This window comes from Agrobacterium sp. BT-220-3, assembly GCF_025910175.1.
GTDB lineage: Bacteria > Pseudomonadota > Alphaproteobacteria > Rhizobiales > Rhizobiaceae > Agrobacterium > Agrobacterium oryzihabitans.
The window spans coordinates 148358-163885 of record NZ_JAPAIX010000009.1 but is presented as its reverse complement, the minus strand read 5'-3'; the positions used below and the strand labels follow the sequence as shown (position 1 = coordinate 163885).

Sequence of the window (15528 nt, the reverse complement as noted above, 5' to 3'; positions counted from 1 at the left end):
GTCGCGATAAATCCAATAGGGATTTACGCCGGTAACGCGGGGTGGAGCAGCCCGGTAGCTCGTCAGGCTCATAACCTGAAGGCCGCAGGTTCAAATCCTGCCCCCGCAACCAAAAATACAAGCATCAATCAAAGGGCTCCGGGGAAACTCGGAGCCCTTTTGGTGTTTGAACAGCCCGGACCTCAAGCTGTTGAAACAGGCTGAGCATCAACCTGCAATTCCCACTCGTTTTATGCGGCTGGTTCAGCCTTTCGGCATTGCGATAGACCCGGATTTGGCCATGATGCGCCAACCGTCCAGCTCAGAAGAAAGCCACCGTGAACGCCGATCCTATGCAAATCCTCAAGGCCGTCTATGGCTACGATACGTTTCGTGGGCAGCAGGCTGAAATCATTCGGCATGTGATGGCGGGCAACAATGCTTTCGTGTTGATGCCGACCGGGGGCGGGAAGTCGCTTTGTTACCAGATCCCGGCGCTCGCCCGTAACGGCATGGGGTTGATCGTTTCGCCCCTGATCGCGTTGATGGTCGATCAGGTAGCCGCCCTGCGTCAGGCGGGCGTGCGGGCTGAAGCTCTCAATTCCGATCTTTTGCCGGACGAGCGACGGGCGCTTTGGCAGGATATGCGTGCGGGTAAAGTCGACATTCTTTACGCGGCGCCGGAGACGCTTCTCAAGCCCGATGTTCTGGATGCGCTTCAACCCATTACCCTGTCGCTGATTGCGGTCGACGAGGCTCATTGCCTGTCGCAATGGGGGCATGATTTCCGCCCGCCATACCGCCAGCTCGACGCGCTGATCGAACGCTTTCCGGATACGCCACGCATGGCGCTGACGGCGACTGCGGACGAGCCAACCCGCGCGGAAATTTTAGGGCATCTAGGGATCGAAGGAAGCGACGCCTTTATCGCGGGCTTTGATCGCCCCAATATCCGCTACGCGATCATGGAAAAGGATAATCCCCGCGCGCAGCTGAAGCGCTTTCTGAGAGGTCGCGAAGAGGAAAGCGGTATCGTTTATTGCCTTTCCAAACGCAAGGTCGACGAGACGGCGGCGTGGCTGCGCGAGGAAGGTCGCGATGCGCTGCCCTATCACGCCGGCATGGATAAATCTGCCCGCGAGTCGAACCAGACCCGTTTCCAGCACGGCGAGGCGGTCATCATCGTTGCAACCGTTGCCTTCGGCATGGGCATCGACAAGCCGGATGTACGTTTCGTCGTCCACATCGATTTGCCCGGCAGCATCGAAGCCTATTATCAGGAAACCGGCCGCGCCGGCCGTGATGGCCTGCCGTCAGAGGTACTCATGCTCTACGGTTATGAGGACATTGCCCTGCGTAACCGCTTTATCGAGGAGTCGGACGCTGCGGATCAGCGTAAATATATGGAGCGCCAGAAGCTCGATGCGCTGCTCGGTCTTGCGGAAACCGCCGGTTGCCGCCGTCAGGTGCTGCTGTCCTATTTCGGCGATCGCTGCGAGCCATGCGGCAATTGCGACACCTGCGCGGAGCCGCCGGACCTGTTTGATGGGGCCATCGCCGCGCAGAAGCTGCTTTCCTGTATTTATCGCACCGGCGAGCGTTTCGGTCAGGCCTATGTCATCCGCGTATTGCTGGGAGTGGAGGATGAGCGGATCTCCAGTTTCGGGCATGACCGCATCACGACTTACGGGATCGGCAAGGAGCATGACAACCGCACCTGGCGAGCCATTCTGCGCCAGATGGTTGCGCTGCGCCTGATTGAGGTCGATCTGTCCGGTCACGGTGGATTGTCTATTTCCGAGGAAGGAAGGCGGTTCCTGCGGGAAAAACCTTCCCTGATGCTGAGGATACCATCCGCCCCCCGATCAACGCGACAACAGGCAACCCGCAAGCCCGCCTCTGCGGTTTTGCCGGAGGCCGATCGCAGTCTCTTCGAGGCACTGCGTGCGAAGCGCATGGAAATTGCGCGCGCGCAGAACGTTCCTCCCTATGTGATTTTCCACGATAAGACGCTTATCGAGCTTGCAGCCGCAAGACCGGCCTCGGCGCGCGAAATGGCGCAGATACCAGGAGTGGGAGACACCAAGCTCGAACGATACGGTCCGGCTTTTCTGGCGGCTATCGTGGAACATGCCGCCAGCGATTGAACGCTTGAATCCGGCAAAGAGTTGCGTGAAATATCACCGAAGCCGCAAGCCTCAGCCTGTCGTATCCTTGAACAGCACGTTCTGATCGATGAGATATCGGGAAAACAGCGGCAGGCTTGCTCCCCCGATCGCCCGGGCCTGGCTGCCAACCACGCCTTCGATGATCTCCGGCAATGTGACGCCCTGAAGATCGTGGTGCTTGAGGGCGAGCCGGGTGGCGGCAACTATTCTGGTTCTGACCCAGCCGGGAAAACCGCCATCGATGATCACGCTGGAAAAATCGATGATGGAGGCGGCGGCAATGACGGCCTGAGCTAGTGCGGCGGCGGTTTTGGTGATCCAGCTTTCCAGCGGCTCACCAAAATCGATCCATTCGTCGGGTGAAAACCAGAGGGGGCGCGGATCGATGTCCTTTTCGCGCAGCATGTTTTCCAGAACGAAGATCGACGCGATCTTCAGAAGCTGAACCGTATTACCATCCTGCCCCTGCACCGGCAGGGGGCCGATCGCGCCGGCCGTTCCCGTCTTTCCGGAAAACAGCGCCGAATTCAAAACAACGCCACCGCCGATGAAGGAGCCGATAAAGATATAGAGAAAGTCCGCATAGTTCTGGCCCGCGCCAAAAACCAGTTCGGCGCCACAGGCGCTGGTGGCATCATTCTGCAGGAAAACCGGATAGCTGACATTTTCGGCAATTTCCGAGCGGATATCGACGCCCCGCCACCGTTCCATTTCAATTTGCGGTGCACCCACCTCCTGTGCCCAGTTCCACAACTCAAATGGCGCGGCGATGCCGACGCCCGCAATTTTCTGGCGTTCGGCGGGAGACAGCTTCGTTTCGAGTTCCGTTATGCCCTCTGTCACAAAGGGCAATATCCATTCCGGCATGGGGTAGGGATAGGTTCTGCGCAGCTTGAGCCTGATGCGGCCGACAAAATCCATAAGCACGAGATCGACGCTGCGCCGGCCGATCTTCACGCCGAAAGAGAACACGGCGTCGGGGTTGAGGCGCATCGGTGTCGATGGCTGCCCCACCTTGCCGCGCAGCCTTTCACCACGAATAAGAAGACCATCCTTTTCGAGTGAGCGCATGATGACGGAGACGGTCTGTGCCGAGAGACCACAGAGCCTGGAGATTTCAGCCTTCGACAATCCGCCATGACGGCGAACGAGGGAAAGCACGAGCCGCTCATTATAGGCGCGCACCCCGATCTGGTTGGCGCCGCCGCTCATATCCATGGTGGTGGGCGGCGTTGGCGGCGCCGTCTCGACAGATTGTCTCATAATGTCATCCTCCCGCCCGCATATCCGTACATGACCGATACTCGCAGGCTTTATGGCAATCTTGCTATCGCAACGTTAAACGACGCGGCGATATTCCTCCCTGCCGTATATTAGAATGCCATATCGAATTAATAATTCAATCGGATTTATTTATTGACAGCCGTTTCCTTTGGTGGTTCCATCTGTGCCAACGGTCACTGTTCTCGGAGGAGACGGATCGTCGAGTAACCGTCACGGTGCTTAAATATCCATTGGGAGGATCACAAATGAAGACCACTGTTTCCGCTCTTCTGGGCGCGCTTGCGCTTGGCGTTTCTTTCGCTTCCGTCGCGTCCGCCGCCGATACGTCGGTGTGCCTCATCACCAAAACAGATACCAATCCCTTTTTCGTCAAGATGAAGGAAGGTGCGACCGCCAAGGCTAAAGAACTCGGCGTGACGCTGAAATCCTATGCCGGCAAGATCGACGGTGATTCCGAAAGCCAGGTTGCCGCCATCGAGACCTGCATCGCCGATGGCGCCAAGGGTATCCTGATCACCGCATCCGACACGAAGGGCATCGTTCCGGCCGTGCAGAAGGCGCGTGACGCCGGTCTTCTGGTCATCGCTCTCGATACACCTCTGGAGCCCGTAGATGCCGCCGATTCCACTTTCGCCACCGACAATCTTCTGGCCGGTGAACTGATCGGCAAATGGGCGGCCGGCACCCTCGGCGACAAGGCCAAGGATGCGAAAATCGCCTTCCTCAACCTTACCCCCTCCCAGCCGACCGTGGATGTGCTGCGCAACCAGGGCTTCATGAAGGGCTTTGGCATCGACGTGAAGGACATCAACAAGATCGGCGATGAAAACGATCCGCGCATTGTCGGCCATGATGTCACCAATGGTAACGAGGAAGGCGGCCGCGCGGCGATGGAAAATCTGCTGCAGAAGGATCCGACCATCAACGTCGTTCACACCATCAATGAGCCTGCAGCTGCCGGTGCTTACGAGGCGCTGAAAGCGGTCGGTCGTGAGAAGGACGTGCTGATCGTGTCCGTCGATGGCGGTTGCCCGGGTGTCAAGAACGTTGCTGAAGGCGTGATCGGCGCGACCTCGCAGCAATATCCGCTGCTGATGGCAGCGCTCGGCGTGGAAGCCGTCAAGAAGTTCGCTGACACGGGTGAAAAGCCGAAGCCGACCGAAGGCAAGAACTTCGTCGATACCGGCGTGACGCTGGTGACCGACAAGCCGGTCAAGGGCCTCGATTCCATCGACACGAAGGAAGGTCTCAACAAGTGCTGGGGCTGATGCCTCGCCGTTGAAACCCGCGGGGGCAATCTTTGCCCCCGCCCTTGGACCCATAATGATTTCAGGCACGATCCGGGGGATCGGACAAAGGAACAAACGGGTGTGCCGCATCCTGAAGGGATGACAGAGGCTGCCTCACAACACTTTGAATCTACGCATCATTCTCTTTGGAGACGGTTTCCCGTTTCGGGGCCGATGCGATGGAGCGATCGGGAGGAAAATCCATGAGCGATCAGCCGGTGCGGTCTCAGCCGCATAATGAATTTGAAAAAGTGCTCTCGGAAAGTTCGACGCAGGTCGCCGCTTTCGACACGCACGACAAGAATACGCTGGAAAAATTCCAGCATTTTCTCCATTCCAGCCCGGCCGCCGTGCCGCTTATCGTTCTGGTGCTGTCGCTGACTGTTTTCGGCCTGCTCCTCGGCGGCAAGTTCTTTTCGGCCTTTTCGCTGACCCTCATCCTGCAGCAGGTGGCGATCGTCGGCATCGTCGGCGCGGCGCAGTCGCTGGTCATCCTGACGGCGGGTATCGATCTCTCGGTCGGTGCGATCATGGTTCTGTCCTCCGTCGTCATGGGGCAGTTCACCTTCCGCTACGGTTTGCCGGCGGAGCTTGCCATTCTCTGTGGCCTTGCCGTTGGCGCATTCTGCGGTTTCATCAACGGCATCCTGGTTTCGCGCATGCGGCTGCCGCCTTTCATCGTCACACTCGGCATGTGGCAGATCGTCCTGGCGACCAACTTCCTCTATTCCGCGAATGAGACGATCCGCGCCCAGGACATCGCCCAGCAGGCGCCGATCCTGCAATTCTTCGGCGCCAATATCCGTTTTGGCAACGCGGTCTTCACCTATGGCGTCATAGCCATGGTTCTGCTCGTCGCCTTGCTCTGGTATGTGCTCAACCGAACCGCCTGGGGCCGTCATCTTTATGCGGTGGGTGACGATCCGGATGCCGCCGAACTTGCCGGCGTCAACGTCAAGCGCATGCTGACGACGGTTTACACGCTCTCTGGTCTCATCTGCGCCTTCGCCGGTTGGGCCTTGATCGGCCGTATCGGCTCGGTTTCGCCGACGGCCGGTCAATTTGCCAATATCGAATCCATCACTGCGGTGGTTATCGGCGGCCTGTCGTTGTTCGGTGGGCGCGGCTCCATCATGGGCATGATTTTCGGCGCCCTGATCGTCGGCGTCTTCTCGCTCGGCCTCCGGCTTATCGGAACAGACCCGCAATGGACCTATCTGTTGATCGGCGTCCTCATCATCATGGCTGTCGCAATCGACCAGTGGATCAGAAAGGTAGCAGGCTGATGGCAAAAGAACCCATTCTCACAGCACGCAATCTCGTCAAGCGTTATGGTCGCGTGACCGCTCTCGACCATGCCGATTTCGATCTCTATCCGGGTGAAATCCTGGCCGTGATTGGCGACAATGGCGCCGGCAAATCCTCTCTCATCAAGGCGATTTCCGGCGCGGTGACACCCGATGAAGGGGAAATCCGGCTGGAAGGCCAGCCCGTCCAGTTCCGCTCGCCGATAGAGGCGCGCAAGGCCGGCATCGAGACGGTTTATCAGAACCTCGCGCTGTCGCCGGCGCTTTCCATAGCCGACAATATGTTTCTCGGTCGGGAAATCCGTAAACCCGGCATTCAGGGCAGCCTCTTCCGCGCCCTTGACCGCCCGGCCATGGAAAAATTCGCCCGCGAGAAACTGTCGGAACTCGGCCTGATGACGATCCAGAACATCAATCAGGCAGTGGAAACCCTCTCCGGCGGTCAGCGTCAGGGTGTGGCGGTGGCGCGCGCGGCCGCCTTTGGTTCCAAGGTCGTCATCCTCGACGAGCCGACCGCAGCGCTCGGCGTCAAGGAAAGCCGCCGCGTTCTGGAGCTTATTCTGGATGTGCGCTCGCGCGGGTTGCCGATCGTTCTCATCTCGCACAACATGCCGCATGTTTTCGAGGTTGCGGATCGCATCCATATTCACCGGCTGGGCAAGCGCCTGTGCGTCATCAATCCGAAGGATTACACCATGTCCGACGCCGTTGCCTTCATGACCGGCGCCAAGGAAGCGCCAAAGGAAACGCTTGCCGCATGACGCTGAAGCTTGAGACGATCGTCGAAGACGTTCTTCGGCGGGCAGAGGGCCAATCCCGTTTCATCATCGCCATTGCCGGTCCCCCTGGGGCCGGCAAATCCACGCTGGCGGATGCGCTCTGCGACGCTCTGCTGGCGCGGAGCGAAACGGCTGCCGTCCTGCCGATGGATGGCTTTCATATGGACAATGGCATTCTCGAAGAGCGGGGGCTGCTGCCGCGAAAGGGCGCTCCCGAAACCTTCGATGTGCGTGGTTTCCTCGATATCGTCTCCGCCGTTCGCAAGGGCGGACAGGAGGTGCTTGTTCCGGTTTTTGACCGTTCCCGCGAAATTGCCATCGCCTCCGCCCGTGCTGTCCCGCCAGAGACACGCTTTGTCCTTGCCGAAGGCAATTATCTCCTGCTGAATGAAGCGCCCTGGACCACGCTTTCCGACAGCTTTGACCTCACCATCTTCGTTGGCCCGTCCGTCGCGGTGCTTGAAGAGAGGCTGCGGAACAGATGGCAGGGTTACGGTCTCGATGCGGCTGCGATCCACGCCAAACTTTTTGAAAACGATCTTCCCAACGGAAAAAGGGTACTCGAGAACGCCCGCCCCGCCGATATTCGCATCGATATCTGGGAATAGATTAACGCTTTTCCCGTCTTGAGCGGCAACTCCATTTATCGTTAAGCCTTTGTTGACTCTGTGTTGAATCTTTTTGATCCACAGGGTGGGGCTTTTCCATGTCTATTTATTGACGAGAAAATTTCCTCATATACTATATGTGGTGTTCGAGGTTCTTCCGATTCGCAAGCGTCGGGAGCTAAGACGGGAATTCGGTGCGTAACGCCATTAATGGCGGAGCAAGACCGAAACTGCCCCCGCAACTGTAAGCGGTGAGCATCGTTCCGATTTGGGTCACTGGAGCCGAAAGCTCCGGGAAGGCCGGAATAGATGTTGTGACCCGCAAGTCAGGAGACCTGCCTTGAGCGCAAACGTCCACGGGCGGGGTGTCCGGAGGAAGGTGTTGACGCAAATGATTTGCGTGCGCCCTTTTCTGCCCCCTCCAGAACAAGCTTCGGGGTGAAGTCATGCCAGTGCATTTTTTTGAGTTCCTGCGCTCGTCGGCGTAGAGAATGATTTTCCACGGCTAAAGGCCGTGCCCGCCACCTGAATGACAGAACCATCGCCAACCGATTGCGATCGCAATCGGCAATGTTGAGCCGTGTGCAAAAGCGGCTTCGAAAGAGGAAATCATGACCGTCACCGTTTACAGCAAGCCCGCCTGCGTCCAATGCACCGCCACCTATCGCGCACTCGACCGCATTGGCGTGAGCTACGAGATCGTCGATATTTCCGAAGATGCGGATGCGCTCGATCACGTTCGCGGCCTTGGTTACATGCAGGTTCCGGTGGTCGTCGCCGGCGAGCGCCACTGGGCGGGTTTCCGTCCAGATATGATCGGCTCGATCAGCTGAGGCGGCGGGCGATGGGGCTGATCGTCTATTATTCCAGCCGGTCTGAAAACACGCATCGCTTCCTTCAGAAACTGGGACGACGATTGTTTCGCCTGCCGCTGGGTGCCGAGGAGGAGGTGCCGCATGTGTCGGAATCCTATGTGCTCGTCACCCCCACCTATGGGGGCGGCGGCACGAAAGGGGCCGTGCCGAAACCGGTGATCCGGTTCTTGAACGAGCCCTCCAACCGAAACCTCATTCGCGGCGTCATCGCGGCGGGAAACACGAATTTTGGCGCAGCTTTCGCATCCGCCGGAGATATCGTCTCGCGCAAATGCGCGGTGCCGTTTCTCTATCGCTTCGAGCTTCTCGGCACGGAGGAAGATGTCGCCAATGTCAAACATGGATTGGAACGATTTTGGACACGCTGACCTCGAGCGCGCTGCGCAAGGACGCCAAACAGCCGGTAGCCGCAAGCCAGAAACCGGTCGATACTGGGCTGGACTACCACGCGCTGAACGCGATGCTGAACCTCTATGACGCGGATGGAAAAATCCAGCTCGACAAGGACCGCCTTGCGGCGAGGCAATATTTCCTCCAGCACGTCAACCAGAATACCGTCTTTTTCCATAACCTCAGGGAAAAGCTCGATTATCTGGTGACCGAAGGATATTACGAGCAGGAGGTGCTGGACCAGTATTCCTTCAATTTCGTTCGTGACCTCTACGATGAAGCCTATGCCCGGAAATTCCGCTTTCCGACCTTTCTCGGCGCCTTCAAATATTACACCTCCTATACGCTGAAGACCTTCGACGGAAAACGCTATCTGGAGCGTTACGAGGATCGCGTCTGCATGGTGGCGCTGGCTCTGGCGCGCGGCGATGAGCAGCTTGCCCGCGATCTGGTCGACGAGATTATTTCGGGCCGCTTCCAGCCGGCAACGCCGACCTTTCTCAACGCCGGCAAGAAAAGCCGTGGTGAGCTGGTCTCGTGTTTTCTGCTGCGTGTAGAAGACAATATGGAGAGCATAGGCCGCTCCATCAATTCGGCGCTGCAGCTTTCCAAGCGCGGCGGCGGCGTGGCGCTGTCCTTGACCAATATTCGCGAATTCGGAGCGCCGATCAAGCAGATCGAAAACCAGTCTTCCGGCGTCATTCCTGTCATGAAGCTGCTGGAGGATAGTTTTTCCTATGCCAACCAGCTTGGCGCGCGACAGGGTGCCGGCGCGGTCTATCTGCATGCCCACCATCCGGATATCATGCGTTTTCTCGATACGAAACGCGAAAACGCCGACGAAAAAATCCGCATCAAGACCCTGTCGCTCGGCGTGGTGATCCCCGACATTACCTTCGAACTCGCCCGCAACAATGAGGATATGTATCTGTTCTCGCCCTATGATGTGGAGCGGGTCTATGGCGTGCCGCTGACCGAGATTTCGGTCACCGAAAAATATCATGAAATGGTCGCCGACAGCCGCATCCGCAAGAAGAAGATCAAGGCGCGTGAGTTCTTCCAGGTCATCGCCGAAATCCAGTTTGAAAGCGGTTATCCCTACATCATGTTCGAGGATACGGTGAACCGCGCCAATCCGATCGCCGGTCGTATCAGCATGAGCAATCTCTGCTCGGAGATTCTTCAGGTCAGCGAAGCGAGCGAGTTCAACGCCGATCTGTCCTATAGCCATATGGGCAAGGATATTTCCTGCAATCTCGGCTCGCTCAACATTGCATCAGCAATGGATTCGGCCGATTTCGGCAAGACGATCGAGACCTCCATTCGGGCGCTGACGGCAGTGTCGGACATGAGCCACATCTCTTCCGTACCCTCGGTGGAAAAGGGCAATGATGCCAGCCACGCCATCGGGCTCGGCCAGATGAACCTGCACGGTTATCTGGCGCGGGAGCGCATCTTCTATGGTTCCGAAGAAGGCGTCGATTTCACCAATATCTATTTCTATACGGTGACCTACCACGCCATCCGCGCCAGCAATCGCCTTGCCGTGGAAAGGGGCCAGAGCTTCAAGGGCTTTGAAAACTCCAAATATGCCTCGGGCGAGTATTTCGATAAATACACCGACCGGGAGTGGCTGCCTGCGACGGAAAAGGTCCGCGACCTCTTCGAAAAAGCCGGCATTTCCATTCCGACACAGGAGGACTGGAAAACCTTGAAGGAGGCCGTCATGGCTTCCGGCCTCTATAATCAGAACCTCCAGGCCGTACCGCCAACCGGTTCGATCTCCTATATCAACCACTCCACCTCTTCCATTCATCCGATCGTCTCCAAGATCGAAATCCGCAAAGAGGGCAAGATCGGCCGCGTTTATTACCCGGCTTCCTATCTCTCCAACGATAATCTCGAATATTATCAGGATGCCTATGAGATCGGTCCGGAAAAGATCATCGATACCTATGCGGCGGCAACCCAGCATGTCGATCAGGGCCTGTCGCTGACTTTGTTCTTCCGCGATACGGCGACGACGCGCGATATCAACCGCGCGCAGATCTACGCCTGGAAGAAGGGCATCAAGACGATCTACTACATCCGTTTGCGCCAGATGGCGCTGGAAGGCACGCAGGTTCAGGGCTGCGTTTCCTGCACGCTCTGAATTGAGGGACAAGAGAATGAACATTGCCGTAAAACCCGTGTCCCGCATTCGCGCGGTCAACTGGAACCGTATCGAGGACGACAAGGATCTCGAAGTCTGGAACCGCCTAACATCGAATTTCTGGCTGCCGGAAAAAGTGCCGCTCTCCAATGATATCCCCTCCTGGGGAACGCTGAAGCCGGAAGAGCAGAAACTGACGATCCGCGTCTTCACCGGACTGACTTTGCTCGACACCATCCAGAACGGTGTCGGCGCCGTGCGCCTGATGGCGGATTCGGCCACGCCGCATGAGGAGGCGGTACTGTCCAACATCTCCTTCATGGAGGCCGTGCACGCACGCTCCTATTCCTCGATCTTCTCGACGCTCTGCTCCACGCCTGACGTCGATGACGCCTATCGCTGGTCGGAGGAAAACGAGTTCCTGCAGCGTAAATCCGCACTCATCATGCGCGAATATGACAGCGGCAATCCGTTGAAAATGAAGGTCGCCAGCGTGTTTCTGGAGAGCTTTCTGTTCTATTCCGGCTTCTATCTGCCGATGTTCTGGTCAAGCCGGGCGAAGCTGACCAACACCGCAGATCTGATCCGTCTCATCATCCGCGACGAGGCCGTGCACGGCTATTACATAGGCTACAAGTTCCAGCGGGCGCTGGAGCGTCTGGGCGAAAGCGAAAAACAGGAGATCAAGGATTTCGCCTTCGATCTCTTGCTCGAGCTTTATGACAATGAAGCGAAATACACCGAAGACCTCTATGACGGCGTCGGGCTGACCGAAGACGTCAAGCAGTTCCTGCATTACAACGCTAACAAGGCGCTGATGAATCTGGGTTACGAGGCGCTGTTTCCCGCCGAGGCCTGCCGGGTCAATCCGGCGATCCTGTCGGCGCTCTCGCCTAATGCCGACGAAAATCACGACTTCTTCTCGGGTTCCGGCTCATCCTATGTCATCGGCAAGGCGGTCGCGACCGAAGACGAAGACTGGGATTTCTGAAACCGCTATGTCGAAAGGACCCGCAAAAGCTATTGCGGGTTCACCACCTGGCTCGCAAGCCGGAAGGGGCTGGAGACGGTTGCCCCGATTGCATCGAACACAAAGGCACCCGCGCGGCCTATGCCGTTTTCGCCGTTGCCGTTCCGGCTCGCCTCCAGTTGTGGCACCAGCGATGCCAGTGCCGCATAGCGGTCATGGTTGAGCGGGTCCGACGCCTTCAGATTGGAAATATCCACGAATTGCACGCCCTCTTTCAGGGCTGCCTCCTGCACCTGCGGATCGGTCACATCCAGCGCGCCGATACGGGTGACGTCGGCCCCGAGGATAGAGGAGGCCTTCAGGGCTCGATCGTCCTTGGAGACGAGAACGGTGAGCGGCGGATTGAGCCGTCCCACCACCTCGATCTGCTTGCGGAACACATCGGCGTCGATATCCGGCGCGGCCAGCACGACCTGTAGTTTGGAGAGCACATCGTTCCTGCCTTCGAAGCGCAATTGCCGCAGCGCTTCCATGACCAGCCAGCCGCCCATGCTGTGACCGAACACGACAATGCTTTTTCGCGGTGTCTGCCGGGTAAGGTCGGTCAGCACCATGGCCAGCGCGTCGCGCGAATAGGTCGCTGATTCCTTGTCGGCCACATAACCGGTGACGCTCGCCTGCGACGGCCAGGAAAAGACCAGCGGCACGCCATCCATATTGGCGTCGGCGGCCATTTGTGCCGCGCGGAACAGGGCCTCCTGATAGCTGTAATTATAGCCATGGACAAAAAGGGCGATCTGTTTGCCAGACCGCGTGACATCTCCAAGATCTTCGTTGAAGCGTGCTTTCGTCAGTGTGTCGGCCTTGGTGACGACAAAATCCTTTTTCGGGTCAGGCTTGCCTTTGGACCATTCTATATTTCCGCTTTTATGGTCGGGCGGAATGGAAATGTCGAAGCGTGCATAGTTGGGCTCGGCCGCGCGCTCCGCGGTGAAGCCCTTTTTGGCTTCCTTGTTTCTTTCCCGCGTGCTCGCCACATAGGCGGTCACGATTTTCGCGTCGCCGGTCTTGGTATTTATGGCCTGCAGCACATCCGCCCCCGGCCTGCCTGCGCAGGATGAAAGAAGGCCGAGAGCGAGAAGGAGCGATAAGATCAGGCGCATGAATGGGGTTACCGGTGATGAGGACCGGCTCATAAATAACCGGGCGCTAAAAAAGTTGCTACTGGAGAATGGATTGCGTTGTTGGGCAGGGTCTTCGATATGGGAGGGACGTTCCCCACCTTGCTATCCGGCGATGTTCGTTTTAGGCCGTACAGATGACGAATAAGGTGTCGCTTTTACGGCTGAAACTCACGGACTTCCGCAACTACGCGGCAGCGTCGCTCACGCTTGATGACCGCCATGTGGTGCTGACGGGCGACAACGGTTCCGGCAAGACAAATCTCCTCGAGGCGGTGTCCTTTCTTTCACCGGGAAGGGGCCTGCGCCGCGCCACCCTGTCCGATGTCACTCGCGTCGGTGCGGAAGCCGTCGGTTTTTCGATTTTTGCGGATGTGGATGGCATGGATGGCGAAGTTGCCATTGGGACCGGGATCGAAGGCGACGGTGAGGTGGTATCGCGTCGCCTGAGGCTGAACGGAACATCGGTGAAATCCGTCGATGAATTGACGGATCATCTGCGTGTGCTGTGGCTGACGCCCGCCATGGACGGTCTCTTTACCGGCTCGTCCTCGGATCGCCGGCGTTTTCTCGACCGGCTGGTGCTGTCGCTCGATCCTGCCCATGGGCGGCGGGCGAGCGATTTCGAAAAGGCCATGCGCGGCCGCAACCGCCTGCTTTCTGAAGGCCGTTTCGATCCGGTCTGGCTGGACGGGATAGAAAAGCAGATGGCGGAACTCGGCATCTCCATGGCTGTCGCCCGTTATGAAATGCTTGGCCTTTTGAAGAACCTCATCGAAGGCAGAGCGGGCGACGCGGCCTTCCCATCGGCGGCGCTTTCGCTTTCCGGTTTCATGGACGAGATGCTGAACCGGCCGGCCGTTGATCTCGAAGACGAATATGGCCTGATGTTGCGTGAGGGCCGGTATCGTGACGCCGCAGCCGGCCGCACGCTCGATGGTCCGCACCGCGTCGATCTCTTCGTGCGCCATGCGGAAAAGAACATGGAAGCCGAACGCTGTTCAACAGGGGAGCAGAAGGCGCTGCTGGTGGGGCTGGTGCTTGCCCATGCGCAGCTTACCGCCAATATGACCGGCCACGCGCCGGTTCTACTGCTGGACGAGATCGCCGCCCATCTGGACGAGGGAAGGCGTGCCGCTCTGTTCGATCTCATCCACGCACTCGGCGGCCAGAGTTTCATGACCGGAACGGATGCGGCGATGTTCTCCGCCCTTGGCGAGCGGGCGCAATTCTTCAATGTTTCCCACGGGAGCGTCACGGCATGACGGCAGAGAGATGGAGTGCGACATGGACCCGCTGAGCCCGGAGGAAATCGAACGCTACAAGCGCCACATTCTGTTGCCGGAAATCGGCGGTGCCGGGCAGCAGCGGCTGAAAGCGGCGCGCGTGCTGGTGATTGGTGCCGGCGGTCTCGGCGCCCCTGTCCTTCATTATCTGGCCGCTGCCGGTGTCGGCACGCTCGGCCTCATTGATGACGACGTGGTGTCCCTCTCCAATCTCCAGCGGCAGGTGATCCACGATAGCGGCACAATCGGCGAATTGAAAACCGCAAGTGCCCGTGCAGCCATCGCCCGGCTCAACCCGCATGTCCGCACCCTTGTGTATGAGGAGCGGTTTTCTGAGGTCTGGGCGCATGACCATCTGCCATCCTTCGATCTCCTTATTGATGGCTCGGATAACTTTGATACGCGTTATGCCGCAGCCGACGCCGCAGAAGCCGCAAAACGGCCGCTGGTCACGGGTGCCGTCGGTCGTTTCGATGGTTCCGTGACGGTGCTCAAACCCTATGAGGCGAGTGCCGATGGCAATCTTTTGCCGGGTTACCGCGATCTGTTTCCCGAGCCGCCGCCACAGGGCCTTATTCCGAATTGCGCCGAAACGGGCATTGTCGGGGCGCTGACCGGGGTCATCGGCACCATCATGGCCATGGAGGCGATCAAGGTAATCACCGGTGCCGGTGAGCCGTTGATCGGCCGTCTGCTCCTCTACGACGCCCTGTCAGCCCGTTTCGAAACCGTTCGTTACAGGCGGCGGTCAACTGGAAAGAAACCATGATCGAGATCGCCAAGATCGGGGAAGAATTCAGTCGCTGGCAGGAATTGCTGACGCTCATCATGTCCTCCTTCGCCTATATGGATGGCGTCATCGACCCGCCATCCTCAGCCCATCGCCTGACGCTTGAAAATCTGGCGGAGAAGGCGAGAGTGGAGATAGCCTTCGTGGCGCTTGATGGCGATGAGATTGTGGGCTGCCTGTTTTGCCGGCCGGAGCCGCCGGTCTGTCTTTATGTCGGCAAACTCTGTGTTTCCCCGAAAGCCCAGGGAAAGGGCATCGGCAGCATGCTTCTGGAACAGGCCGAAGCGCTGGCCCGCGAATTGGCGTTACCGGCGCTGCGGCTGGAAACTCGTATCGAGCTTATCGCCAATCATGCCAAATTCGCCGCCTGGGGTTTCGTCAAGACCGCTGAAAATGCCCATCCCGGTTACGACCGCACGACTTCGATTGAAATGACGAAATTTCTCGGCTGATGCCGTTCCGTTCCGCCC

The 15528-nt window shown here is 58.2% G+C and carries 14 protein-coding genes, 1 tRNA gene and 1 riboswitch; of the genes, 13 read left to right on the top strand and 2 right to left on the bottom strand.

What is annotated here, in order from left to right; translation table 11 throughout:
- The first annotated feature begins 35 nt into the window (after nucleotides 1-35).
- Both OK142_RS20110 and recQ read left to right on the top strand, forming a co-directional pair.
- A tRNA-Met gene (locus tag OK142_RS20110) sits at nucleotides 36-112 on the top strand.
- Between the two features lie 205 nt (nucleotides 113-317).
- Nucleotides 318-2126, top strand: coding sequence for a DNA helicase RecQ (gene recQ / locus OK142_RS20105; protein ID WP_498684781.1), 1809 nt, complete (start codon nucleotides 318-320; stop codon nucleotides 2124-2126).
- A 51-nt stretch (nucleotides 2127-2177) separates the two neighbouring features.
- On the opposite strand, the gene OK142_RS20100 is transcribed toward recQ, so the two are convergent.
- Nucleotides 2178-3410 carry an ROK family transcriptional regulator gene (locus tag OK142_RS20100; RefSeq protein WP_003492901.1) on the bottom strand — a complete coding sequence of 411 codons (1233 nt, stop codon included), beginning with the start codon at nucleotides 3408-3410 and terminating at the stop codon, nucleotides 2178-2180.
- A gap of 266 nt (nucleotides 3411-3676) precedes the next feature.
- On the opposite strand from OK142_RS20100, the gene OK142_RS20095 reads away from it, so the two are divergent.
- The 8 genes from OK142_RS20095 (at nucleotide 3677) to nrdF (ending at nucleotide 11822) form a co-directional block, all read left to right on the top strand.
- The gene (locus tag OK142_RS20095) at nucleotides 3677-4699 is read left to right on the top strand and encodes a sugar ABC transporter substrate-binding protein (RefSeq protein ID WP_082183342.1); all 1023 of its coding nucleotides are present in this window, start codon (nucleotides 3677-3679) and stop codon (nucleotides 4697-4699) included.
- 224 nt (nucleotides 4700-4923) lie between these two features.
- Nucleotides 4924-6006, top strand: a complete 1083-nt coding sequence (locus tag OK142_RS20090) for an ABC transporter permease (RefSeq protein ID WP_216330459.1) — start codon at nucleotides 4924-4926, stop codon at nucleotides 6004-6006.
- Nucleotides 6006-6788, top strand: a complete 783-nt coding sequence (locus tag OK142_RS20085; RefSeq protein ID WP_035241325.1) for an ATP-binding cassette domain-containing protein — start codon at nucleotides 6006-6008, stop codon at nucleotides 6786-6788. Before OK142_RS20090 ends, OK142_RS20085 begins: the two co-directional genes overlap by 1 nt.
- Nucleotides 6785-7414: a nucleoside triphosphate hydrolase gene (locus tag OK142_RS20080; RefSeq protein ID WP_498684775.1), complete on the top strand. Its 630-nt coding sequence runs from the start codon at nucleotides 6785-6787 to the stop codon at nucleotides 7412-7414. The genes OK142_RS20085 and OK142_RS20080 overlap by 4 nt, the downstream gene beginning before the upstream one ends.
- A 132-nt stretch (nucleotides 7415-7546) precedes the next feature.
- A riboswitch (cobalamin riboswitch) is annotated at nucleotides 7547-7771 on the top strand.
- A 254-nt stretch (nucleotides 7772-8025) separates the two neighbouring features.
- Nucleotides 8026-8247 carry a glutaredoxin-like protein NrdH gene (nrdH, locus tag OK142_RS20075; protein ID WP_003514250.1) on the top strand — a complete coding sequence of 74 codons (222 nt, stop codon included), beginning with the start codon at nucleotides 8026-8028 and terminating at the stop codon, nucleotides 8245-8247.
- Nucleotides 8248-8258: 11 nt separating this feature from the next.
- On the top strand, nucleotides 8259-8657 hold the full coding sequence (nrdI, locus tag OK142_RS20070) for a class Ib ribonucleoside-diphosphate reductase assembly flavoprotein NrdI (RefSeq protein ID WP_498684773.1): 399 nt from the start codon (nucleotides 8259-8261) through the stop codon (nucleotides 8655-8657).
- Nucleotides 8645-10831: a class 1b ribonucleoside-diphosphate reductase subunit alpha gene (gene nrdE / locus OK142_RS20065; protein ID WP_137038439.1), complete on the top strand. Its 2187-nt coding sequence runs from the start codon at nucleotides 8645-8647 to the stop codon at nucleotides 10829-10831. The genes nrdI and nrdE overlap by 13 nt, the downstream gene beginning before the upstream one ends.
- 16 nt (nucleotides 10832-10847) lie before the next feature.
- A complete protein-coding gene (gene nrdF / locus OK142_RS20060; RefSeq protein ID WP_003492917.1) occupies nucleotides 10848-11822 on the top strand; it encodes a class 1b ribonucleoside-diphosphate reductase subunit beta in 975 nt (324 codons plus the stop codon).
- A gap of 29 nt (nucleotides 11823-11851) precedes the next feature.
- Here nrdF and OK142_RS20055 read toward each other — a convergent pair whose 3' ends face one another.
- Entirely contained in the window at nucleotides 11852-12964 is a 1113-nt protein-coding gene (locus OK142_RS20055) for an alpha/beta hydrolase (RefSeq protein WP_137038441.1), read from the bottom strand.
- A gap of 155 nt (nucleotides 12965-13119) precedes the next feature.
- Here OK142_RS20055 and recF point away from each other — a divergent pair, with 155 nt between their 5' ends.
- From recF to OK142_RS20040, 3 genes are read left to right on the top strand one after another with little or no spacing between them, the layout of a single operon-like run.
- Nucleotides 13120-14247, top strand: a complete 1128-nt coding sequence (gene recF / locus OK142_RS20050; RefSeq protein ID WP_498684768.1) for a DNA replication/repair protein RecF — start codon at nucleotides 13120-13122, stop codon at nucleotides 14245-14247.
- A gap of 22 nt (nucleotides 14248-14269) precedes the next feature.
- On the top strand, nucleotides 14270-15037 hold the full coding sequence (locus OK142_RS20045) for a molybdopterin-synthase adenylyltransferase MoeB (RefSeq protein ID WP_498684766.1): 768 nt from the start codon (nucleotides 14270-14272) through the stop codon (nucleotides 15035-15037).
- Complete coding sequence (locus OK142_RS20040; protein ID WP_498684763.1) at nucleotides 15034-15510, top strand: GNAT family N-acetyltransferase; 477 nt, start codon at nucleotides 15034-15036, stop codon at nucleotides 15508-15510. The genes OK142_RS20045 and OK142_RS20040 overlap by 4 nt, the downstream gene beginning before the upstream one ends.
- Nucleotides 15511-15528 lie beyond the last annotated feature (18 nt).